Source organism: Paraburkholderia aromaticivorans (genome assembly GCF_012689525.1).
GTDB lineage: Bacteria > Pseudomonadota > Gammaproteobacteria > Burkholderiales > Burkholderiaceae > Paraburkholderia > Paraburkholderia aromaticivorans_A.
Genome location: NZ_CP051515.1, coordinates 2,620,260 through 2,642,140 on the forward strand (window position 1 = coordinate 2,620,260; position 21,881 = coordinate 2,642,140).

Below are 21,881 nucleotides of genomic sequence, written 5' to 3' on the forward strand. Positions count from 1 at the left end.
CCTATCCCTTGACGGCGCCGGATGCAATGCCGCGCACGAACCAGCGGCCCGAAACGAAGTACACCGCGAGCGGCACCATGGAGGTCAGAATGGTCGCCGCCATATTGACGTTATAGAGGCGCTCGCCGGTCGTCGTATTGATGATGTTGTTCAATTGCACCGTCATCGGCAGGTTTTTGGTGCCGGCGAACACGAGGCCGAGAATGAAGTCGTTCCAGATGCCCGTGACCTGCATGATGACCGCCACCACGATGATCGGCGTGGACATGGGCAGCATCAGTTGCACGAAGATACGCCAGAAGCCGCCGCCGTCGATGCGCGCCGCCTTGAACAGCTCCTGCGGAATCGACACGTAGTAATTGCGGAACAGCAGCGTCATCACCGGCATGCCGAAGATGGTGTGAATCACCACGATGCCCGGCAGCGAACTGAACAGATGCACGCTCGCCAGCACGCGCACGAGCGGATAAACCATCACCTGCACGGGAATGAACGCGCCCATCAGCAGCACGCCGAACAGCAGGCCGGCGCCGCGCGGCCGCCAGAACGACAGCGCATAGCCGTTCACCGCGCCGATCGCGATCGACAGAATCGTGCTCGGCACGACGATGCGCACCGAGTTCCAGAAACCGACCTGAACGCCGTTGCAATCGAGCCCGGTGCACGCGGACTGCCACGCGGCGCTCCACGCGCTGAGCGTGAAATGCGCGGGGAATGCCAGCAGATTGCCGAGGCGGATCTCGCTCATCGGCTTGACCGAGGTGACGAGCATCACGTAGAGCGGCAGCAGGAAGAACAGCGCCGCTGTCAGCAAAAACGCGTAGACGCCGAAGCGCGCCGGGGTGAACGTCGAGCGGCGACGGCGGTGCTGCGCGCGGCGAGGCGTGCCGCCTTTCAGCGGCGGACTGAGCGTGTTCATCAGACCTCCTTGCGCATGGCCGCGCGGCTGCGGGCGTAGAAGAATGGCGCGAGAATCGCCAGCACGGTAGCCAGCAACACGATCGACGCCGCCGACGCGAGCCCGATATTGGCGCGCCCGAACAGATAGTCCATGATGAACTTCGCCGGCACTTCGCTCGCCGTACCGGGGCCGCCTTGCGTCATCGCGACCACGGCGTCGTAGAGCTTCACGACCATCACGAACAGCAGCACGAAAGCGGTGGAGATCGACGGCCCGAGCATCGGCACGACGATACTGGCGTAGACACGCCAGCGCGGAATCCCGTCGATGCGCGCGGCTTTCCACAACTCGTCGTCGATGCCGCGCAGGCCCGCGAGCAACAACGCCATCACCAGACCCGAGGCCTGCCACACCGTCGCGATCACGATGGTGTAAATCACCCAGTCCTGATCGACGATCCAGTCGAAGCGCGCGTGTGCGAAACCGAGCTTGTGCAGCACGGCCTGCGCGCCCAGTTCCGGGTTCAGAATCCACTGCCAGACTAGCCCCGTCGCCACGAACGACATCGCATACGGATAGAGAAACACCGTGCGCAACGCGCCTTCCGCGACCACCCGCTGATCGATGAAAATCGCCAGCAGCAAACCGATCAACATGCACGCCACGATGAAGCACGCGCCGTAGATCAGGATGTTTTGCAGCGACAGCAACCAGCGGTCGTTATTGAACAGCCGCGCGTATTGCGTGAAGCCCGCGAAGTCGCCGGAAGGAAACGTGCGCGAATTGCTGAGCGACACGCGCGCGGTCCAGACCATCGTGCCGAGATAGGCGAACGCGACGGTCAGGACCATCGGCAGCAGCGCCAGCCACGCCGCGAACGGAAAACGCTTCTTGAGCGGCTTCTTCAGCCGCGCATTGCGTGCCTTGGAAGACCCGCTGGCCGGCAGCTTGAGCGCGTGCATGCTGCGCACCTAGCTCTTCAACGCACTGGCGAACGCTTTCTGCGCGTCGTCGACCGACTGGTTCTTGTTCCAGAAGTTGGTGATGACGTCGATCAACGCGCCCTGCGTATCAGGCGAGAGCAGCATTTCCGGATTCGGCAACTGACGCGACTTGTCCTTCATGATCGCAATGCCCTCCTTCGCACAGATGTCGAGACTGCTGCCGTCCACGTCGGGACGAATCGGGATCGAGCCTTTCTTCGCGCTGAATGCGACTTGCGCGGCCGGCGAGGTCATCACCGTGGCAAGCAGATTCTGCGCCTTGATCGCGGTGGGATTGTCCGTTTTCGGGAACACGAATACGTCGCCCGCGACCAGATACGGCGAATGTGGACCGAAACCCGGGAAGCAGCCGAAGTCCTTGCCCGCGGTCTGATTGGCCGCCGAGAATTCGCCCTTGGCCCAGTCGCCCATGATCTGAACGCCCGCCTTGCCGGAAATCACGAGCGCCGTGGCATCGTTCCAGTTGCGGCCGGGCGAGCCGGGATCGACGAAATCGTGCAGACGCTTGAACGACGCCAGCACTTTCTTGAAGGCGTCCGACTTCACGGCGTTCATGTCGCGGTCGCGGTACACCTTCATGTAGAGATCGGGACCGCCCACATCGGCCAGCACCGCGTCGAAGGTGATTTTCTCCTGCCAGGGCTGGCCGCCGAGCGCGAGCGGAATCACACCCGCGGCTTTCAGCTTGCCGAGATCGGCGATGAACTCGTCATAGCTCTTCGGCTCGCCGGCGATGCCCGCTTTCTGGAACACCGGCTTCGAGTAGAAGAACCAGGCCGGCATATGAATATCGACGGGCGCGGCGTAGTAATGCCCCTTCACCTTGATACTGTCGAGAATCGACTGCGGGAACACGCCGTTCCAGTTCTCTTTCGCGGCGACGTCGTCGACGTTGTTCAGCAGGCCCTGATCGATCAGGTCATGAAACTGCTTGGACGTATTGAACTGCGCGGCCGTGGGTGGATCGCCGCCGACGATCCGGTTGATCGCCGTGGAGCGCGCCTGATCGGCGCCCGCCACGGCATTGTCGACCCACTGGCCGCCGGCCTTGTTATACGCATCGGCAAACTGGCGGATCGCGGCCGACTCGCCGCCCGAGGTCCACCAGTGAATCACGTTGGCCTTCAAAGGCTCCGCCTGCGCGACGACGCCATAGAACGCCAGTGCCGCAACCACGCCTCGCAAGACCATTTTTTTGCTGTTCATTCCGTCTCCTGTGTCGATGCAGCTGCAATGCAACAGAGTTGCGCCGCGCTTGGCGCTCGTATTTCAAGGTCGACATACAAACCAGCTTTCGCCTGTTATTCCCCGCGTGCCTTGCGCTCCTTCAGGAATTTCGACACCAGCTCCGCGCTGCGTTTGATCGTACGCTTCTGCGTAGCGTAATCGACATGTACGACACCGAAGCGACGCTCATACCCGAAGGCCCACTCGAAGTTGTCCATCAGCGACCAGAGGAAGTAGCCGCGAATCTCCACGCCGGCCTTGATCGCCTGGTCGACCGCGGCGAGATGGCGCTTGAGGAACGAGATGCGCTGGCTGTCCTCCACCTGACCGTCGATCACCTTGTCGTCCGAGGCCATGCCGTTTTCGGTGATGTAGATCGGCGGCAGGTTCGCGTAGGTGGCCTTGAACCCCGTCAACAGATCACGCAGGCCGTCCGGATACACTTCCCAGCCCATCTGCGTGCGCTCCACGCCTTCGAGCGGCAAGTCCCTGAAGCCATGCGCGCCGTCGCTCGCGACATTCGTGCGGAAATAATAGTTGATGCCGAGGAAGTCCAGCGGCGCGGCGATGGTTTGCATGTCGCCGTCGAGCACCAGCGGCTCGGTGCCCGGCCACAACTCGAACAGATCCCGCGGGTAGCTGCCCTTGAGCAGCGGATCGAGAATCCACGCGTTGTGCTGCACTTCGAACAGATGCGCCGCGCGCTGGTCGGCGGCGCTCTCGCTATTGGCCGTGCCGCGTCCGACGTTGGCGACGATGCCGATTTGCGACGCCGGATCGTTGGCGCGCAACACCGGCACCGCGAGACCGTGCGCCAGCAGCAGATGATGCATGGCCTGCGTGGCGTAGCGCGCGTCGGCGAGTCCCGGCGCGTGGTGGCCGTTGCCGTAGCCGAGATACGCCGAGCACCACGGCTCGTTGAGCGTCATCCACGCGTCGACGCTGCCGGCCAGTTCGCGGCTCATCAGGTCGGCGTAATCGGCGAAACGGTAGGCGGTATCGCGATTGAGCCAGCCGCCGCGATCTTCCAGATGCTGCGGCAAGTCCCAGTGATACAGCGTGACGAAGGTCGCGATGCCCTTCTCTTTCAGCCGCGCCAGCAGGCGTTTGTAGAAGTCGAGCCCTTTGCGGTTCGGCGCGCCGGCCGCGTCCATCACGCGCGGCCAGGCGATCGAGAGCCGGTAGCCTTCGAGGCCGAGGCCGGCCAGCAGGTCGACGTCGGCTTCCCAGCGATGATAGTGATCGCAGGCCACCGCGCCGGTGTCGCCGGCCAGCACTTTGCCGGGCTTCGCCGAAAACGTGTCCCAGATGGACGGCAGGCGGCCGTCTTCGTTCACCGCGCCTTCGATCTGATACGAGGCGGTGGCCGCGCCGAGCAGAAAGTTCTCGCGCCACAGCGACGAGTCCGCGGGCGGGGTGAAAGGATCGGCGAGTGATTGGGAACGGGGAGACAGAGCGTCGGATACAGCGGATGTGTCGTTTGCCACGGATTTCTCCTGTGTCGATGGGAGTTAGCGCTTTAGCGCTTACTCCCATCCCATGCAAAGCTGTCGATGGGAGTTAGCGCTTTAGCGCTTACTCCCATCCCATGCAAAGCTGCTGAGGTCATTGAACCGGGTACGGTGGGAAGACGAAACGCCCATGTCCAAGACTTGGGTGGAAGCGCTTCCACAAGACCTGCGAACGATAGCAGCGGCGGATTCGACGCAGCAATCAGGGTTTGTCTGGAGCGATGGCTGGCACGCGCGGCGCGGCGATGCGCCGGGCATTGCGAGAGCCCTTGGTGAGAGGCGGTACGAATGTGTTGCAAGCGCGGCGGCCACGATGTCATGCGCCGCCAGCGCGACGCAATCTCACGGCTTCGGCGTCAGGTAGAACACGCCGCTGTCATAGGCTTCGCAGTAGGTTTTCCAGTCCGCCGCCACCTGCGCCTCGCACTGCGTCGCGATATCCACCAACGGCAACTGCCAGTCCTTGCGATTGCCGAACGCGATCAGATCGTCGGCGATCGACGACTTCTGCCGCCCGCCGCTACGCAGATGCGCCCACGCACTCAACTCGGCCATGCTGTCGACCACCTCTTCGAGACGCGGCAGCTTGCCATCCCAGTCGCTCAAGGCCACGCGATCTTCCGAAGGCTGCAGGCTGCGCAGCACATACGAGCGCTGATTGAATTCAACCGCATGCAGGAATGCCTGCGAGACCGCCTGATTGCGCCGCTGAATGTCGACGACGCGCTGCGCTTCCGTCTGCCACGCCGGCTGCGGCGTACTCAGGTGCGGCGTCACGGAAGAAGGCAACGCCTCTTTCAGATCGATCAGATAGTTGCCGTCCGGCGAGCCTTTGCCTTCGACGAGAATCACGTAACGATCCACACCGAGGCTCCCCGTGCCGGCAATCCGCCGCGCCACGTCGAGAATGCGGAAGAAGTCGGGATTGGGCTCACTCGCGGCGAACTTCTGCATGAACTGCGTGACGGCGGCGCGCTGGGCGTCGCTGACCGCCAGCGCTTTCTTGCCGTCCACTTTCAGCATGCGGGTCTTGCCTTTGAGCGTGGTGCGCCGGTCCAGATGCGCCACCCGCGTGCGGCTGGCGAGCGCGACGAACAGATCGCGCACCATCCCGGTTGCGGTTTCGGCTTCGATCCAGCGCGACTTGCCATTCGCCAGCGCCGCGCCATACTTTTCCAGCGCGGTATGGCACAGCGCCAGCGCCTGCGCGCGGCTCAGCTTGAGATCGCTCGCGCCGACCAGCACGCTCGTCAACAGACGCACCAGTTCGTAGAGATTCGGCGCGAGGCAGGCTTCGTCGAAGTCGTTATTGTCGAAGTAGATCAGCCGATTGTCAGCCTTGTAGCTGCCGAAATTTTCCAGATGCATGTCGCCGCAGATCCACACCGGCGGCGCGTCGTCGAACACCTTGTCGCGCGGCAGACGTTCGTAAAACAGGTGACACGTGCCGCGCAAAAACACGAACGGTGAAGTGCGCATGGCTTTGTATTTCATCGCGAGCCGGTCGGGATCGCGACCGGCGTTAAAGCTGGCGATCGTCTTGGCGATATCGAGCATGAATGTCCTTTGAATGCGAGCACGTTGTGCATTGCCGCGACCGAGCGCGTCAACCGAGCGAAGCGGTGACCGTCTGTTTGACAGTAGACCACATCGCGTCCTGCAAAAGCTCAGTCCCGGCATTGACTTCCGTCAGTACTTGCGGGTCGCGCGCGTCCAAACCCTAAGCCGTTTCCCGCGCGCCGAACTTCTTGCGATACGCCCCCGGGCTCGTCAGTGCAATGCGCCGGAAATGCCGCCGCAACGATTCCTCGGAACCGAAGCCCGCCAGTTCCGCGACGCGCGCCATCGACAGTGGCGCCTGCGCTTCGAGCAGCTCGCGTGCAATGGCCACGCGCTCGCGCACGAGCCACTCATAAGGCGCCATGCCGGTAGCATCGTGAAACTGCCGCTGCAGTGTGCGCGGGCTCATCGCCGCCCGCTCGGCGAGCGAGCGCAACGTGTGCGGCAAAGCGGGATTGCTGCGTACCCAGTCCATCAGTCTGGACAGACGACCGCTGTCGTCCTGCGGCATGGGACGCGGCACGAACTGCGCCTGGCCGCCCTCGCGATGCGGCGGCACCACGAGCCGCTGCGCGACCCGGTTCGCCACCGCGCTGCCGTGATCGCGCCGCACCAGATGCAGCAGCATGTCGAGCCCCGCCGCCGAACCCGCCGAGGTGCTGATCTGCCCTTCATCGACATACAGCGCATCCGGCTGCACGCGCAATTGCGGATAGCGCTGCTGCAATTTGTCGGCATAGCGCCAGTGGGTCGTAACGGTCTTACCGTCGAGCACGCCCGCCGCCGCGAGCACGAACACGCCGGAGCAGATCGAACAGAGGCGCGCGCCGCGCGCGTAGGCGGCGCGGATTTTCTTCAGGAGCGGTTCGGGCGGCACTTCGTCGGCATCGCGCCAGCCGGGAATGACGATGGTGTCGGCGTGCTCCAGCAGCTTGAGCGTATAAGGCGCGGCAAGCGTGATGCCGCCCGCCGCCCGGATCGGCCCCGGCTCGCTTGCGCAGACCGCGAAGCGATACCAGTCCACGTCGAGTTCGGGACGCTCGAGCGCGAACAGTTCGGTCACGCAGCCGAACTCGAAGGTGCAGAGCCGGTCGTAAGCGAGCGCGACGACGAGATGATTGTGCATGGCGTGATGTTACCGGAGATTGACGATTCCGCCACTTATCCGGCGTGGCGCGCAACGCGACAATGAAGGCGTCTGAATCGCGATCGCCAGGCAACCCACACACCTACCGCCTCCTATCGGAACCTCAATCACCATGCCGACCTTGAACGCCGTTACCGCTATTCCCGCCGCCGACAGCGCCGCCGCGCAAGCCCATTTCCAGGCCTCGCTGCAGTTCGAAACCGATTGCGCCGATGTCCACGACGCACTCGCGAGCGGCGCGCCCGGCTTCGTGCTGCTCGACGTGCGCGGCCCCGCGCTGTTCGCGCAGGGCCACGTGGCCGGCGCGCTCAATCTGCCGCACGGCAAGATCGTGGCGTCCAAGCTCGCCGGCTATCCGCCGGAGACGCTCTTCGTCACGTACTGCGCGGGCCCGCATTGCAACGGCGCCGCGCGCGGCGCGTTGCGCCTCGCCCAGCTTGGACGGCCCGTCAAGCTGATGAGCGGCGGCATTACCGGCTGGCTCGACGAAGGCTTCGCGCTGACACACACGGCGCGCGCCGGCGAGGTGGCCGAAGCCAATCGCTAACATATTGAAAATCAATTAAATAAAAGCCTGGAACTGTCGATAACAAGTTCAGCCGCTTCCCCTTTGCGGTTGGACTGAACATGCAGAGCTCATACAATTTTTGGCTGGTCACCATCTCATTCGTCGTCGCGACGCTGGCGTCGTATACGGCGCTCGATCTAACCGGCCGCATTTTCCTGCTCGCATCGGCGCGGCTGCGGCACGCCTGGCGGCTGGGCGGCGCCGCGGCGCTGGGCGTCGGCATCTGGTCGATGCACTTCATCGCGATGCTCGCCTTTTCGCTGCCGATTCCGCTCGGCTACGACTTCGCGACGACCGCCGCGTCGCTCGGGCTCGCGATCGGCGTCTCCTATCTCGCCCTGTACGTCACGACCCATGAACGGCTCACGGCGGTCCGCCTGCTGGCCGGCGGCGTGCTGATGGGCTTCGGCATTGCCGGCATGCACTACACCGGCATGGCGGCCATGCAGATGGCGCCGGGCATCCGCTATCAGCCGGGGTGGTTCGCGGGCTCGCTCGCGATCGCAATCGGCGCGTCGACCGCCGCGCTGTGGATGGCCCGCGCGCTCAGCAACGACGACGCGCGCCACGTCATGCGCAAGCGTCTGGCCGCGGCGCTGGTGATGGGCGTGGCGATCAGCGGCATGCATTACGCCGGCATGGCCGCCGCCGATTTTTTGCCGGGCGCCGTGTGCGGCGCGGCCAAAGGCGTGAACGCCACGTGGCTCGCGACCTCGGTGATCCTGCTCACCTTTGCCATTCTGATCGTCACGCTGATGCTGTCGCGTTTCGATGCGCGCAACGCAATTCTGATCGGCGCGGTATCGAAGCTGAATGGCCAGATCGTGCGGCTCGCCACGGTCGACACCCTGACCGGACTGCCGAACCGGACCACGCTGACCGACCGCATCGAACGCGCAATCCTCAGCGCGCGGCGGCAGCGCACGCTGTTCGCGATCCTCTTCATGGACCTCGACGGCTTCAAGACCATCAACGATTCGCTCGGCCACTCGGTCGGCGACCAGGTGCTGACGGCGTTCGCGCAGCGCCTGCTGCAGTGCGTACGCGAGACCGACACCGTCGCGCGGCTGGGCGGCGACGAATTCGTGGTGCTGGCTGAGAACCTCGGCTCGCGCGAAGACGCCAGCGCGCTCGCGGAAGGCGTGCTTGAGCGCATGCGGCTCGGCGTGTGGACCGACTCGCAGCCGCTGCAGGTCATGCCAAGCATCGGCATCGCCCTCTATCCGCACGACGGCGACACCGTCGAGACGCTGTTGAAACACGCCGACGCGGCCATGTACGAAGCCAAACGCGCGGGCCGCAGCACCTATCGCTTCTTCGAACGCAGCATGAACGAGGCCGCCACGCGCACGCTGCAAATTCAGAACGCGTTGCACGACGCGCTCGCCGCCGGCCATTTCTCGCTGCATTTCCAGCCCAAGTTTCACGGCAGCGGCAACTCGCTGGCAGGCGCCGAAGCGCTGATCCGGCTGCATCATCCGCAACTCGGCGCGCTGACGCCGCTCGAGTTCATTCCGATCGCCGAGCGCTCGGGGCAAATCGTGCAGATCGGCTATTGGGTCGTGCGCGAAACGTGCCGGCAGATTCGCCAGTGGGTCTCGCAAGGGCTGCCGTCGATGAAAGTGGCCGTCAACCTGTCGCCGCGCCAGTTGCTCCAGCCGAACCTCGTCGCGAGCATGCTCGAAATCGTCAACGCCGAAGGCGTGGCCTGCGAGCAGATCATGTTCGAGATCACCGAAACCGTGGCCATGCAGGACGCGCCCAAGACCATCGAAATGATCCGTGAATTCCAGGCGAGCGGATTCGAGATCGCGATCGACGACTTCGGCACCGGCTATTCGAGCCTCGCGTATCTACAGCGCTTTCGCGTCAAGCAACTGAAGATCGACCGCTTCTTCACCAACGGCCTCGACGCGCACGGCCCGGAAGGCAGCGCGATCGTGTCGGCGATCATCGCGCTCGCGCACTCGCTGGAAATGGATGTGGTGGCCGAGGGCGTCGAAACCGAATCGCAACTCGACATGCTCAGGACGATGATGTGCGACGAGATGCAGGGCTTCCTGCTCGGCAAGCCGCTCAGCGCCGACGACTTCGGCAACTTGCTGCGGGAAAGAATCGTGGCCGCATGAACCTGACGACCGTCTGAAGCGGCGCCATGGACCGCCTCGCCGCGAACCGGGAACTGCGCGCGGAACGCAATGTGCGTCCCGTGCCCGGCGATACGCTTGGCCACGACACGCCAACGCAGCGCCAGTCGCTGCCGGGAACGGTCTGATTCACCAGGTGGGCGCCGAGACGCCTAGCCGGCTTTGCGCTCGTCGAAAGCGCTGTCGGCCACCGACACCAGATGCGGCGTCACCGCCTGCGCCGCGTCACGCTTGGTGAGCTTGCCGTCCACCGAGGCGCCGCAATCCATCCGCAACTGCTGGTAGTAGATGTTGCCGGTCACATGCGCATTGCTCTGCAACTCGACGAAGTGATCGGCAATCACGTCGCCGACGATCCTGCCGTTGATCACCACGTCATAGCCATGCACGTTGCCTTCGACGGAGCCACGATCGCTCAGGACCAGCAGCGTCTGGCCGCCCGGCGCGCCGCTGACGTTGCCCGTCACGTGGCCGTCCATGCGCAGGCCGTCGCTGAACTGCAGGTCGCCGGTGATTCGCACGTCGCGGGCGATCAGGGTGGCGAGCTTGGTCTGCTGGATGCCCACGGTTTTCTTCTTCTTGAACATAACAATTTCCTGGAAATGAAAAGGGTCGTCGCGTGATGCTGGGCGCGGCGAAGAGCCGGGGAGCGGCTGGTGCGGTTGCTGGTTTGCGGTGTTGGTTTGCTTGACTGGTTTCCGGGTTCGCCTATTTCGTAAGGTCAGCCGCGCGGCGCTGCGGTGGTTGCCGGAGAACGCCCCCTGCTCTGGCCGCGCAGAAACTGCAATTCCGCGTTGAGCCGCGCGACCTCGGCTGCGGCGCTGTCCGCCGCCTTCTGCACCGCGGCGCGCGCCGCCATCTCTTGCGCCAGCGCGAGCCGCGTGCGGGTCAACTCGGCCTGCTTCGTGGCTTCGTCGACGGGCGCCGCCGCGCACTGCTCCGGCGGCATGCCGGCACGCCTCGCGCGCCAGGCCGTGAGCGCCGCCGCGCCCGCGCAGGCGCAGAGGACGCACACCACGGCCCACACCGTCACGCGAAAAACCAGCGATCGCGCGGGCCGAAGCGTGTAGGCGCGATGGGTCAGACTGCCCGCGTCGCGCGGAAAGCGTCGCTCAACCATGAGGCGTGGGCGCAAAAAGCGCGAGGTAGGCCGCCGGGTTGACCGGCGCGCCGTCGACGAGGACTTCGAAATGCAGATGCGGACCGGTGGAGCGGCCGGTCGAGCCGACATCGGCGATGTATTGACGCGGCAGCACCAGATCGCCGACATGCACGACGATCCGCGACGCATGGCCGTAGCGAGTCATGAGCCCGTTGCCGTGATCGATTTCAACCGCGTTGCCATAGCCCGATTTCTCGCCGGCGAAGACCACGCGGCCGCCCGCCGCCGCCAGAATCGGCGTGCCGGTTTTAGCGACCAGATCGAGCCCCGGATGAAAGCTCAACCGATGCGTGAACGGATCGGTGCGATTGCCGAACGGCGAACCGAAGCGCGCGCCGTCGGCGGGCATGCGGCCCGGAAAAGCGGCGTACGCGATGGCGTGATCGGCGGTCTGCTGTTCGAGCGCCGAGAGGGTCGCGGCAAGGCAATCCAGTTGCTGACCGGTGCGTTCGGCATCCGCACGGCGGCCCAGTGACGGCATGAGGTCGCTACAGCGGCGCGGCGGCAAGGCAGGGCCGCCCTCGCCTTCGCCTTCGCCGTCGGTGGCGTCGGGTTCGGACGCCGCGCCCGCCGCACCCGGTGCGGCGCGTGCCGCACCCGGTGCGGCGCGTGCCGCGGGTGCGCGCCGCGCAGGCCGCGGCGTGTTCAGGCGTGCTTCGAAATCGCGCAAGTCGCCGACCTGCGCCGTGAGTCGTGCGATGCGCGGTTCGATCTGCGCCACCGACGCGTTCAGCTTGCCGAGTTGGTCGATCGCATAGTCGTGCTCGACGCGGACCGCCGCCTGATCGCCGGACCCGTTGCGCGCGGACCAGTGCGTACCGATCGCGAAGCCCGCGGCGAGCGCCAGCACGGCCGTGCCGCCGGCCGCGCTCAGGGCGAGCGTCAGCGCGGTGTGGCGCGTGACGAAGCTGACCGAGCCGCTGGCAAGCTGACTGCCGGCGCGAAACACGGAAGCCATCAGCGGCTCCTCGCGCGCGCCAGGCATGCGGCGCGCGCCCGCCCGCGTGCCGCACGACGCATGCTCGAAACCGGCAACGCGCTAAGCGCGCCGGCCGTGCGACGCGTGCCGGGCGGTTGCAAACGGGACAGAAGATCAGCGAACGAGGCTAACTGCATACGGCATCGACCGGATACGCGCCGGTCGCGATAATGACAGAGGGCGCCGATTATCCCCTGGCAGCACGAAGCATCATCTCAAATACAGGACGACGGGACGTTGTGCCACGCGCGGCGCGAATGCCGTACCCCGCGCGTCCTCCGTCTCGCAATGGGCGCCTCGCTCAAACCGATACTTCGGGCTCCTGCGAGTCGCTCCGCTCCCGTTCGGCCAGCGCTTCGAGCCGCTCGATCAACGCACCGCTGGCGCGCGTCATCGGCATGCGCAGTTCGTCGCGTATCAGGCCCTGCGCGGCCAGCAAGGCCTTGACCGGGGCGGGATTCGGTTCGACGAACAGCGCCTGGATCAACGGCACGAGCGCGTGGAAAATGCGCCGGCCTTCGGCGAGCCGCCCCGCCGCGAGCGCGCGATACATCTCGACGAAGCGCCCGGGCCGCACATGCGCGGACGCCGCGATCGCCCCGCTGCCGCCCAGGCACAAGGTACTGAAAATATTGATGTCCTCGCCGGCAAGCACCTGCAGGCGACCGTCGCGGATCAGCGCGAGCGTGGTGTCGAGCGAACCGGCGCAGTCCTTCACCGCCTGAATCCGCGGATGCGCCGCGAGCGTGAGCAGCGTGTCGAGTTCGAGCCGCACGCCAGTCCGATACGGAATGTCGTACAGGACGACCGGCTTCTCGCTGGCATCGGCCAGCGCCATGAAGTGCCCGACGATGCCCGCTTGCGAAGGCCGGATGTAATACGGCGCGGCCATCAGCACGCCGGCAACCGGCAGCGCGTTCAGTTGCTCGATGCGCTCAAGCATGCTCGCGGTGTGATTGCCCGACACGCCGGCCACCACCGGCAGCGCCCGCCCATCCTGCGCCAGATGGGCGGCGGACTGCGCTTCGTCGAGAATCGTCGCCAGCACGGCGTCCTGTTCGTCGGCGTCGAGCGCGGCGGGTTCGCCGGTCGTGCCGAGCGCGACCAGCCCGGCGATGCCCGCGCCGCTATAGCGACGCACCAGCGCGCGCAAGGCGGTGTGATCGACGGCGCCGTCGGCGAACGGCGTGATGAGCGGAACCCAGATACCCGAAAAAATAGACATGTCTTTACCTCGATGACGACCGTATCGATTCCGTCAGGCGGTGCGAGGGAGGAAAGACAGGAAAGTGCCCAGGCGGGCGTTGACCGGCTGTTCCGTCGCACATCTGACGGAACAGCGAGCTCCGGTCAGATGAGCGGCTGTTTTTTGGCTTTGGCGCTAACGTTCGCACCCCACGCGCGTGCGGCAACGACGCTCGCGTGAGCGAGACGTGCGGAAGTCGACGAGCGGAGTCTGAGCGTTGGGCCGGAATGCATGAGACGCAGTGTAACCGTGACCGGCGCGGCTTGGCAAAGTCCATCGCGAAATTGCTTGACTTCTGCCGCAGGAAAACTAATATACGCACCGCGTACATCAGCCCCGCCATTCCTTCTTCCGACAGGTGCCCCATGAGCGTCCCGCAACAAGCCTTCCTACGCGATGCAATGCGTCGCCTGAACATGACGCGCGACACGTTCGCGAGCCGCATCGGCGTGTCGCGCCGGGCGCTCGACACGTGGCTTCTGCCGGACGACTCGCAGGAATCGCGGGCCATGCCGGAGATTGTCGAGCGCTTCGTGTCGGAAATCGTGGTGCACGGCGAGCCGGGCGAAAAATATACGCAAAGCGTAGACTCACAGTCGCTCGCCAGCCAGATGCTGTTCGAGGGCAAACCGCAGTTGCTGTCGGTGGATCAATTCTCACGCGACTCGGTGGAGGCGCTGTTTCGCGTGGCCGACATCATGCAGCCGATCGCCCGGCGCCGCAAAATCTCCCGTGTGCTGGAAGGCGCGGTGCTCGGCAATCTGTTCTTCGAGGCCAGCACGCGCACCCGCGTGAGCTTCGGCGCGGCGTTCTGCCGGCTGGGCGGCTCGGTCTGCGACACCACCGGTTTCACGTTTTCGTCGATGGCCAAGGGCGAGTCGATCTACGACACCAGCCGCGTGATGAGCGGTTACGTGGACGCGCTGGTGATCCGCCATCCCGAGCAAGGCTCGGTGGCCGAATTCGCGCGCGCCACCAACGTGCCGGTGATCAACGGCGGCGACGGCCCGGGCGAGCACCCGAGCCAGGCGCTGCTCGACCTGTACACGATTCAGCGCGAGTTCTCGCGCCTGGGCAAAATCGTCGACGGCGCGCATATCGCGCTGGTCGGCGACCTCAAATACGGGCGCACCGTGCACTCGCTGGTCAAACTGCTGGCGCTGCACCGCGGCATCAAGTTCACGCTGATCTCGCCGCCCATGCTCGAAATGCCGAGTTACATCATCGAGCAGATTTCGCGCAACGATCACGTGATCGAGCAGACCACCGATCTGACCACCGGGCTGCGCGGCGCCGACGTGGTGTACGCCACGCGCATCCAGAAGGAGCGCTTCACCGACGAATCGTTCGAAGGCTATACGCCGGATTTCCAGATCAATCAGGCGCTGGTGGACAGCGTATGCGGCGCCGATACGCTGATCATGCACCCGCTGCCGCGCGACAGCCGGCCGGGCGCAAACGATCTGAGCGTGGACCTGAATCACGATTCACGGCTGGCGATCTTCCGGCAAACCGACAACGGCATTCCGGTGCGGATGGCGATTTTCGCGGTGCTACTGGGCGTCGAAAAACTGGTCCAGCATTCCATGCGCGACGCGGCATGGCGCGCGCCCGCCTATCTCGGCCCGGACGATGCGGTGTTCCACGGCATCGATTGATGGATCAGTGGGCGGCTTGACACCGCCCCGCCGCGCGCGGGCATGGCCTCAAGCCGCGGCGCTTGCCGCCGTGGCTCCGTTGCGCTTGAACGTCCCGGCGAAAAACAGCACCTGATACTGGACCGCATTGGCCCAGTATTTCCAGGTGTGGCCGCCGGGCCGCTCCGCGTAGTCGTGCGGCACGCCGAGTTCGACCAGCCGCTCATGCAGCGTCCGGTTCGATTGCACCAGCGAGTCGTTCACCCCGCAGTCGATCGTGAGCGCGATATGCGCATTGCCGAAACTGCGCGCATTCTCGACGATTGCCTCGTTGTTCCAGAAGTCGGCATGCCGCATCGGATCGCCGAATACCTGGTCGATGCCGGGCTCATCCTCGCAGCCGCGCGGATCCACCGCACCGCTGATACTGCCCGCGGCGCCGAATTCGTCCGGCCGGTCCAATGCGATATGCAAGGCGCCGAAGCCACCCATGCTCAAGCCGGTAATGGCGCGCGCCTGACGTGTCGCGATCGTGCGGAAATGCGCGTCGACGTAACTCACGACCTCCGTGCCCACATAGGTTTCGTAACGGCTGTGCGGATCGACCGGACTGTCGATGTACCAGCTTTCGTGGCCGCCGTCGGGCATCACGAGTATCACGTGATAGCGGTCGGCCAGCTTGCCGATCTGCGAATTCGCGGTCCAGTCGGTGTAGTCGCCGCCCGAGCCGTGCAACAGATAGACGACCGGAAAGCGGTCGGCCGCCTTGCCGCGCGCATATTGATCGGGCAGCACGACCGTCGCTTCGAGCGACTTATGCATGGCCGCGCTCGGAATGACGACGACCCGCGATTGAAACGCCCAGGCAGGCGCCGTAAAAAGCAGCGTCAGAACGAGCCAGAACGCACGAGCTTGATTCATGGTTTGTCGCTCTTCCCTTTCCAGGAGTCCGAAGAACACTGTCCGGCATACGGCGGCAAAATTCTGTCGACGACTCTAGCAATGGCGACTTACAACCAAATTTCAGCGAAACATACGATCTCGTCAGCTTGGGGCTGCGGTGACAGGCGCGATATCTCGCGCACCTCCTTGTATGAAGGACCTACTACGCGCGCCTTTTCAGAATCCTATTCGACGTGCGCAGCGAAGCCGACCGTTTCCGGCTCGATATCGGCCCGCAAGGTCAATTCCGGAATCGTGTAGGCGCCGCTGTTCTGAGGCCGGAACGGAATCGGCGCGGTGCTCCAGAGATCGTCCAGACGTTGCCCGAGCGCATCACGCACTTCGGGATAGTTCGTTTCGTCGATGCGACTCGTGCGGTAGATCACGAACGGCGGCAGCACGTCGAAGCCGGGGTAATACAGAATGCCGTGCTGAATCGGGAACAGCACGTCGTCTATCGGACCATTGATGCCGCGCGGACTGTAGTGCGATTCCCAGCCGCCCGTCGTGACCATCAGCATCGCGCGCTTGCCGGCGAGTTTGCCTTCGCCGTAACGTTCGCCCCAGCGCGCATTGGAATGCTCGCCGACGCCGTACGCGAAGCCATACGCATACACGCGCTCCACCCAGCCTTTGAGGATGGCCGGCATGGTGAACCACCAGAGCGGAAACTGCAGGATCACGGCATCCGCCCACATCAGCTTTTCCTGTTCGAGTTCGATGTCCTTGCTCTGCAGCCCATTCTCGAACGCATGCTTCGAGTCGAGCGCAGGATCGAAGCGCGCACCGGGTTGTTTGGCGAGGCTGTCGTCCGCATCAAGCAAGGCTTTCCACTTCATTGCGTACAGGTCGGATACCTGAACGGTGTGCCCGGCATCTTCGAGACGCTGGACCGTAAAGTCCCTGAGCGACCCATTCAACGATCTGGGTTCCGGGTGCGCATAAACAAGAAGAACGTTCATCACAAGGCCTTCATGGCTAAAAGAAACCAAAGATAGACCTCGCTTCGGTATATTAGAAATGAATTACCAATATGTCAGGTATAGCCATGAATAATCTCAGGAGACTCGACCTCAACCTGCTCGTCACGCTCGACGTGCTGCTGTCCGAGCACAACGTCACGCGCGCGGCGGAGCGGCTGAACTTCTCCCAGCCGTCGGTCAGCGTGCATCTGGCCAAGCTACGCGATGTCCTCGGCGACCCGCTGTTGCTGCCCGGGCCGCGCGGCATGCGGCCCACCGCGCGCGCCGAGGCGTTGCGCGAACCCTTGTGCGAAGCGCTCGAAGCACTCGAACGCGCAGTGGCGCCGGCACGCCCTTTCGATCCCGCCGAGGCAACGCAAAGCTGGCGCATTGCCGCGACCGACTACGTCGAATCGACGATCATCCTGCCCGCGCTGGCCGGCTTGCGCGCGGCAGCGCCGGGCACGCGCCTCGCGGTCGTCGAACTGGTTCCACCGCGTCTTGCACGGCAAGCGGAACAGGGGGAGATCGATCTGGGATTTCATACCAGCGAAGGCGCGCCCGAAGGATTGCGCCACCGGGTGCTGTTTGCCGAGCGCTATGTTCTGGTGGGCCGCGCGGGTCACCCGCGCCTGAAGCGCCGGCCGACGCTCGCGCAGTTCTGCAAACTGGAGCACGTGATCGTGTCGCCGGACGGCGGCGGGTTTGCCGGCGTCACGGACGAAGTGCTCGCGAAGGCCGGCATGACACGCCGGGTCGTGCTGTCCGTGCCGCACTTTCTATTCATGTTGTCGGCGCTCGCGAATACGGATCTGGTGGGCATGCTGCCCGAGCGACTGGTGCGCGATAACAGTGCGCTGCGGGTAGTGGAGCCGCCACTGCATGTGCCGGGCTACGAGATAGCGATGCTCTGGCACGAGCGCTCGCATCGCGATCCGGCGCATCAATGGCTGCGGGAGACCATCGCGAATTCGGTGTGAAGTCTGCGTGACTCAGCGAAAAACATGTCGCTGAGCCACAGTCCACGCAATCACGCTTTGCCGTTAGCGCGGCCGATCGCATCCAGCTCCGCGCACACCTCGGCGGACAATTTCAATTGCGACGCCTGCAGATTTTCACGCAGATGCCCGACGCTCGACGTGCCGGGGATCAGCAGAATGTTAGGCGCCCGCTGCAACAACCACGCGAGCGCCACTTGCATCGGCGTCGCGCTGAGTGTTTGTGCAATCTCCGACAGCGCTGACGACTGAATCGGCGTGAACCCGCCCAGCGGGAAAAACGGCACGTACGCGATCCCCTTTTCCGCGAGTTCGTCGATCAGTGCGTCGTCCTCCCGGTGAACCAGGTTGTAGTGGTTCTGCACGCAGACGATCTCCGCGATGCGCTGCGCCTCCTCGATCTGCGTCGCCGTTACGTTGCTCAAGCCGATATGGCGCACGAGTCCGCGGCGTTGAAGTTCGGCCAGCGCCGTGACCTGCTTTTCGATCGACCCTTCAGCCGGCGCGTGAATGTCGCCCATGATCCGCATGTTCACGACCTCCAGCACGTCGAGACCGAGATTGCGCAGATTGTCGTGCACGCCGCGCTCGATATCGTCCGGTTCGAGCGCCGGCAGCCACGCGCCGTCGCTGCCGCGCACCGCGCCCACCTTGGTGACGATCACGAGGTCGCCGGGATAGGGATGCAGCGCTTCCCGAATCAACTGGTTGGTAACGTGCGGCCCGTAAAAGTCGCTCGTATCGATGTGGTTGACGCCCGACGCCACCGCTTCGCGCAGCACCGCGAGCGCCGCGTCGCGATCCTTCGGCGGGCCGAATACGCCGGGGCCGGCCAGTTGCATGGCGCCGTAGCCCATGCGGCGCACCGGGCGGCCGGCGAGCGGGAAGGTGTCCGTGGTGATGAGATTCGACATGACGCGCTCCTTGGTGAGTGGTTAAACGGAAGTATGGACGCGGTTGCGCTGTTGAATAAAGCCGTCTAACGTGTACGGGTTGTTCAAAATTCTGCACAATCGCCATGGAATTGAATGATCTGGCTGCCTTCGTCTCAGTCACCCGCGCGGGCGGCTTTCGCGACGCGGCGCGTATCAGCGGCGTGTCGGCGTCGAGTCTCAGCATCGCCGTGCGGCGCCTCGAGGCCAAGCTCGGCCTGCGCCTGCTCAACCGCACTACGCGCAGTGTGGCGCCGACCGAGGCCGGCTTGCGGCTCATCGAGAAGCTGACGCCGCTCTTCAGCGAAATGGAAGCGGCGCTGGACGTGCTCAACGTGTTCCGGGACAAACCGGCCGGCACGCTCAAACTGAACGTGCCGTCGAGCGCCGCGCGCATCGTCCTGCCGGGCATCATCGCCGCGTTCCTGAAGACGTATCCCGACATTCGCGTCGAGGTCGTGGTCGAGGATGGTTTCGTCGACGTGCTGTCGATCGGCTGCGACGCCGGCATTCGCTATGACGAGCGGCTCGAGCAGGACATGATCGCGATTCCGATTGGGCCGCGCGTGCAACGCTTCGCCACGGCGGCGGCGCCAGGCTATCTCGACACGCACGGACGTCCCGATCATCCCAGCGAGTTGCTTTCGCATGCGTGCCTGCGCGGCCAGTTCGCCGGTGGCGCCATGCCGATCTGGTATTTCGAGCGCGCCGGCGAAGTGTTGCAGCTGAATCCATCGGGGCCGCTGCTGGTGCGGCCGGGCGCGGCGATCGATCTCGCGGTCAGCGCGGCCGTCGCGGGCGTGGGTGTCATTCACCTGTTCGAAGACATGCTGCGCCCGCATCTCGACAGCGGCGCATTGGAGCCGATTCTGGAGCCGTGGTGGCAGCATTTCTCGGGCCCGTTTCTTTACTATCCGGGGCGTCGTCATTTGCCGACGCCGTTGCGCGCGTTCGTCGATTTTTTGAAGGTGATCAATTCGGCCTGATGCAGCGAGGAGAAATGCGCAGGGCAATATTGCCGTTCATCAAAGAGGCGGCACGCGCGATTCGGAAGAAACTGCCCGTTGCAGCGCGAATCCATCAATAGTTAATGCCGTTGGTTGCACAGTTGCGCGACCGTCGTTAGAAAAAGCTTCGCGCCCACTGGCTTTCTCAGGCAAACATCCCAGTTCTTGCCTGCGCTCTCGATCGGCGGAACAGCGGTATGCACGAGAATCGGCACGTTAGCGAGCTCCGGCATCGCCTTCAGTCGACGGCACAATTCGGCGCCGTCCATGAGCGGCATCATCCAGTCGGTAATGATCAGGGCGGGTACACGGGCTGCGGCACGCGCGACCGCCTCCACGCCGTTGCTTGCGCAACCGACTTCGTAGCCTTCGTTCTCGAGTATCAAACGCCACGCCGCGAGTATTTCCGGCTCGTCGTCCACCAGCAAGATTGAGTGCATCAGGGGCCGCCGGGTTGAACGACAGGGTAGACCTTATTGTCACGTTCCGACAGCGACGCAAGGGATGTTCCACTGCCCGCGGTTACAGCGATAATGATGTGAATAATCGGCTACCACAACGCTTTTGGAGCACGTGAAGGCGGAACGCTTGCCGGACAGGCCTTTAAGTCACATCACCCGGGAGTACATGTCTGCCAAACACGCCATGCGCGTCCGGCGCGACGCGCCCAAGTGCTGCGAGCCTCTTGTATTGTTGTAGAAACTTCATCCCACCGCGCCATCATGACCGATACACGTGTTAGCCCGCTGCGCAATTTTGCCGACTTCGTCCGCGCGGAACGGACCCGACTGACCGAGGAATGGATGAATGCCGTCTTCGGCGACACCGATCTCGTCGAAGCGGACAAACTCACTTACCAGCAACTCGCGGATCATTTGCCGGAAATTCTCGAAGGACTGTGCGCGGCGCTCGATGTCGAAGATCTCGAACGGGTCGAGACAGCCATCGAGCGCGATGCGAGAAAGCATGGCAAGGTGCGCTGGCGCCAAGGCTATCGCATCGAGGAACTCGTGCGCGAACTCGATCTCTTCCATCAGGTGCTAGCCGCAGCGCTCGAGGAATTCGCCGGCCTCGACAGCACGTTCACGCGCCGCCATGAGAGCCGGGCACGGCGCCTGATCGCCGAAACGTTCAGCATAGTTACGCTCACGTCGATCAAGGAGGTAGTGAGTGAACGGGACCGCAAGATCGACGAGTACACCGGCAGGCTGGAGCGCGCCAATCACGAACTGGTGCTGAAGCAGCGGTTGGTGAGCGACCTGTACGAGTCGCGCATGCAGATCACACGCAGCGTGGTCCACGATCTGCGCAACTTTCTGAACGCGTTTTCCATCGCGTTGCAATTGATCGCGCGCGCGCCTGCAAAAGCCGAAACGGCGTTGACGCTGGCGAACCGCCAGGCCACCGACATGAAACAGCTCGTCGATCAGATGGTCGAGTACTCCGTGGTGCTCGGCGACGGCACCCCGCTCACACTCGAACAGGTTGAACCGCGCGAGCTATACGATGAACTCGTCACCTCGTCGCGTCCGTCGATCGAAACAAAAGGGCTCACGTTGCGCGCGGGGTTCGATCCTGCGTTGACTGCCGTCACATCCAATCGTCTCAAGCTCAAACAGATTGCCATCAATCTGCTCTCCAACGCGATCAAGTACACGAAGTCGGGGCAAATCGAATTGAAGTTCGCGATGGCCGGTGCGGAGCACTGGTCGATTCGCGTCGCGGATACCGGCGTGGGCATTGCGCCATCGGATGCGGACCGCGTGTTCGACGAATTCGAGCGCGCCGCCGGCGAGGATATTCCCGGCACGGGCCTCGGTCTCGCCATCGTCAAGGAACTGTGCCGCGTGTTGAACGGACACATCGATTTCGTCTCGCGCGAAGGGGTGGGGACTACGTTCGAGATACGCTTCCCGCTGGTGCTGGTGGAACCGCAATAGGACCGCACGAC

The 21,881-nt window shown here is 64.1% G+C and carries 20 protein-coding genes; 6 read left to right on the forward strand and 14 right to left on the reverse strand.

The genetic code is table 11. The features are described from left to right. Position 1 precedes the first annotated feature (1 nt). The 6 genes from HF916_RS23560 to ftrA form a co-directional block, all read right to left on the reverse strand. Positions 2-919, reverse strand: coding sequence for a carbohydrate ABC transporter permease (locus HF916_RS23560; protein WP_168791198.1), 918 nt, complete (start codon positions 917-919; stop codon positions 2-4). Beyond that, complete coding sequence (locus tag HF916_RS23565) at positions 919-1,863, reverse strand: carbohydrate ABC transporter permease (RefSeq protein ID WP_168791199.1); 945 nt, start codon at positions 1,861-1,863, stop codon at positions 919-921. The genes HF916_RS23560 and HF916_RS23565 overlap by 1 nt, the downstream gene beginning before the upstream one ends. Positions 1,864-1,872: 9 nt before the next feature. Then, a complete protein-coding gene (locus HF916_RS23570) occupies positions 1,873-3,111 on the reverse strand; it encodes an ABC transporter substrate-binding protein (RefSeq protein ID WP_168791200.1) in 1,239 nt (412 codons plus the stop codon). A 95-nt stretch (positions 3,112-3,206) separates the two neighbouring features. Next, positions 3,207-4,619 (reverse strand): GH1 family beta-glucosidase, encoded by a 1,413-nt coding sequence (locus HF916_RS23575; protein WP_168791201.1) that lies wholly within the window; start codon positions 4,617-4,619, stop codon positions 3,207-3,209. A 366-nt stretch (positions 4,620-4,985) separates the two neighbouring features. Further along, complete coding sequence (locus tag HF916_RS23580) at positions 4,986-6,200, reverse strand: DUF2252 domain-containing protein (RefSeq protein WP_168791202.1); 1,215 nt, start codon at positions 6,198-6,200, stop codon at positions 4,986-4,988. Positions 6,201-6,363: 163 nt separating this feature from the next. Further along, on the reverse strand, positions 6,364-7,329 hold the full coding sequence (gene ftrA, locus HF916_RS23585) for a transcriptional regulator FtrA (RefSeq protein WP_168791203.1): 966 nt from the start codon (positions 7,327-7,329) through the stop codon (positions 6,364-6,366). 133 nt (positions 7,330-7,462) lie between these two features. Between ftrA and HF916_RS23590 the strand changes: the two genes are divergently transcribed. Both HF916_RS23590 and HF916_RS23595 read left to right on the forward strand, forming a co-directional pair. Next, positions 7,463-7,897 carry a rhodanese-like domain-containing protein gene (locus HF916_RS23590; protein ID WP_168791204.1) on the forward strand — a complete coding sequence of 145 codons (435 nt, stop codon included), beginning with the start codon at positions 7,463-7,465 and terminating at the stop codon, positions 7,895-7,897. An 80-nt stretch (positions 7,898-7,977) separates the two neighbouring features. Further along, complete coding sequence (locus HF916_RS23595; protein WP_168791205.1) at positions 7,978-10,047, forward strand: putative bifunctional diguanylate cyclase/phosphodiesterase; 2,070 nt, start codon at positions 7,978-7,980, stop codon at positions 10,045-10,047. A gap of 170 nt (positions 10,048-10,217) precedes the next feature. Here HF916_RS23595 and HF916_RS23600 read toward each other — a convergent pair whose 3' ends face one another. From HF916_RS23600 to dapA, 4 genes are all read right to left on the reverse strand, one after another. Continuing rightward, positions 10,218-10,652, reverse strand: a complete 435-nt coding sequence (locus HF916_RS23600) for a bactofilin family protein (protein ID WP_168791206.1) — start codon at positions 10,650-10,652, stop codon at positions 10,218-10,220. Positions 10,653-10,786: 134 nt separating this feature from the next. Next, positions 10,787-11,185 carry a hypothetical protein gene (locus tag HF916_RS23605; RefSeq protein ID WP_168791207.1) on the reverse strand — a complete coding sequence of 133 codons (399 nt, stop codon included), beginning with the start codon at positions 11,183-11,185 and terminating at the stop codon, positions 10,787-10,789. After that, on the reverse strand, positions 11,178-12,185 hold the full coding sequence (locus tag HF916_RS23610; protein WP_168791208.1) for a M23 family metallopeptidase: 1,008 nt from the start codon (positions 12,183-12,185) through the stop codon (positions 11,178-11,180). Before HF916_RS23610 ends, HF916_RS23605 begins: the two co-directional genes overlap by 8 nt. Before the next feature lie 322 nt (positions 12,186-12,507). Then, entirely contained in the window at positions 12,508-13,431 is a 924-nt protein-coding gene (dapA, locus tag HF916_RS23615) for a 4-hydroxy-tetrahydrodipicolinate synthase (protein WP_168791209.1), read from the reverse strand. 386 nt (positions 13,432-13,817) lie between these two features. Here dapA and HF916_RS23620 point away from each other — a divergent pair, with 386 nt between their 5' ends. Further along, positions 13,818-15,110 carry an aspartate carbamoyltransferase gene (locus HF916_RS23620; protein ID WP_168791210.1) on the forward strand — a complete coding sequence of 431 codons (1,293 nt, stop codon included), beginning with the start codon at positions 13,818-13,820 and terminating at the stop codon, positions 15,108-15,110. A 48-nt stretch (positions 15,111-15,158) separates the two neighbouring features. On the opposite strand, the gene HF916_RS23625 is transcribed toward HF916_RS23620, so the two are convergent. Both HF916_RS23625 and HF916_RS23630 read right to left on the reverse strand, forming a co-directional pair. Then, positions 15,159-16,010: an alpha/beta hydrolase gene (locus HF916_RS23625; RefSeq protein ID WP_168791211.1), complete on the reverse strand. Its 852-nt coding sequence runs from the start codon at positions 16,008-16,010 to the stop codon at positions 15,159-15,161. A gap of 206 nt (positions 16,011-16,216) precedes the next feature. Further along, entirely contained in the window at positions 16,217-16,993 is a 777-nt protein-coding gene (locus HF916_RS23630; RefSeq protein ID WP_168791212.1) for an NAD(P)H-dependent oxidoreductase, read from the reverse strand. Positions 16,994-17,064: 71 nt separating this feature from the next. On the opposite strand from HF916_RS23630, the gene HF916_RS23635 reads away from it, so the two are divergent. Beyond that, positions 17,065-17,973 (forward strand): LysR family transcriptional regulator, encoded by a 909-nt coding sequence (locus HF916_RS23635; protein WP_168791213.1) that lies wholly within the window; start codon positions 17,065-17,067, stop codon positions 17,971-17,973. 50 nt (positions 17,974-18,023) lie between these two features. On the opposite strand, the gene HF916_RS23640 is transcribed toward HF916_RS23635, so the two are convergent. After that, a complete protein-coding gene (locus HF916_RS23640; RefSeq protein ID WP_168791214.1) occupies positions 18,024-18,905 on the reverse strand; it encodes an aldo/keto reductase family oxidoreductase in 882 nt (293 codons plus the stop codon). 104 nt (positions 18,906-19,009) lie between these two features. Here HF916_RS23640 and HF916_RS23645 point away from each other — a divergent pair, with 104 nt between their 5' ends. Further along, a complete protein-coding gene (locus tag HF916_RS23645; RefSeq protein ID WP_168791215.1) occupies positions 19,010-19,909 on the forward strand; it encodes a LysR family transcriptional regulator in 900 nt (299 codons plus the stop codon). Between the two features lie 101 nt (positions 19,910-20,010). Here the strand turns inward: HF916_RS23645 and HF916_RS23650 are convergent, their stop codons facing one another. After that, complete coding sequence (locus HF916_RS23650; RefSeq protein WP_240975482.1) at positions 20,011-20,370, reverse strand: response regulator; 360 nt, start codon at positions 20,368-20,370, stop codon at positions 20,011-20,013. Positions 20,371-20,652: 282 nt separating this feature from the next. On the opposite strand from HF916_RS23650, the gene HF916_RS23655 reads away from it, so the two are divergent. Continuing rightward, positions 20,653-21,870, forward strand: coding sequence for a sensor histidine kinase (locus HF916_RS23655; protein WP_168791216.1), 1,218 nt, complete (start codon positions 20,653-20,655; stop codon positions 21,868-21,870). The last annotated feature ends 11 nt before the right edge of the window (positions 21,871-21,881 follow it).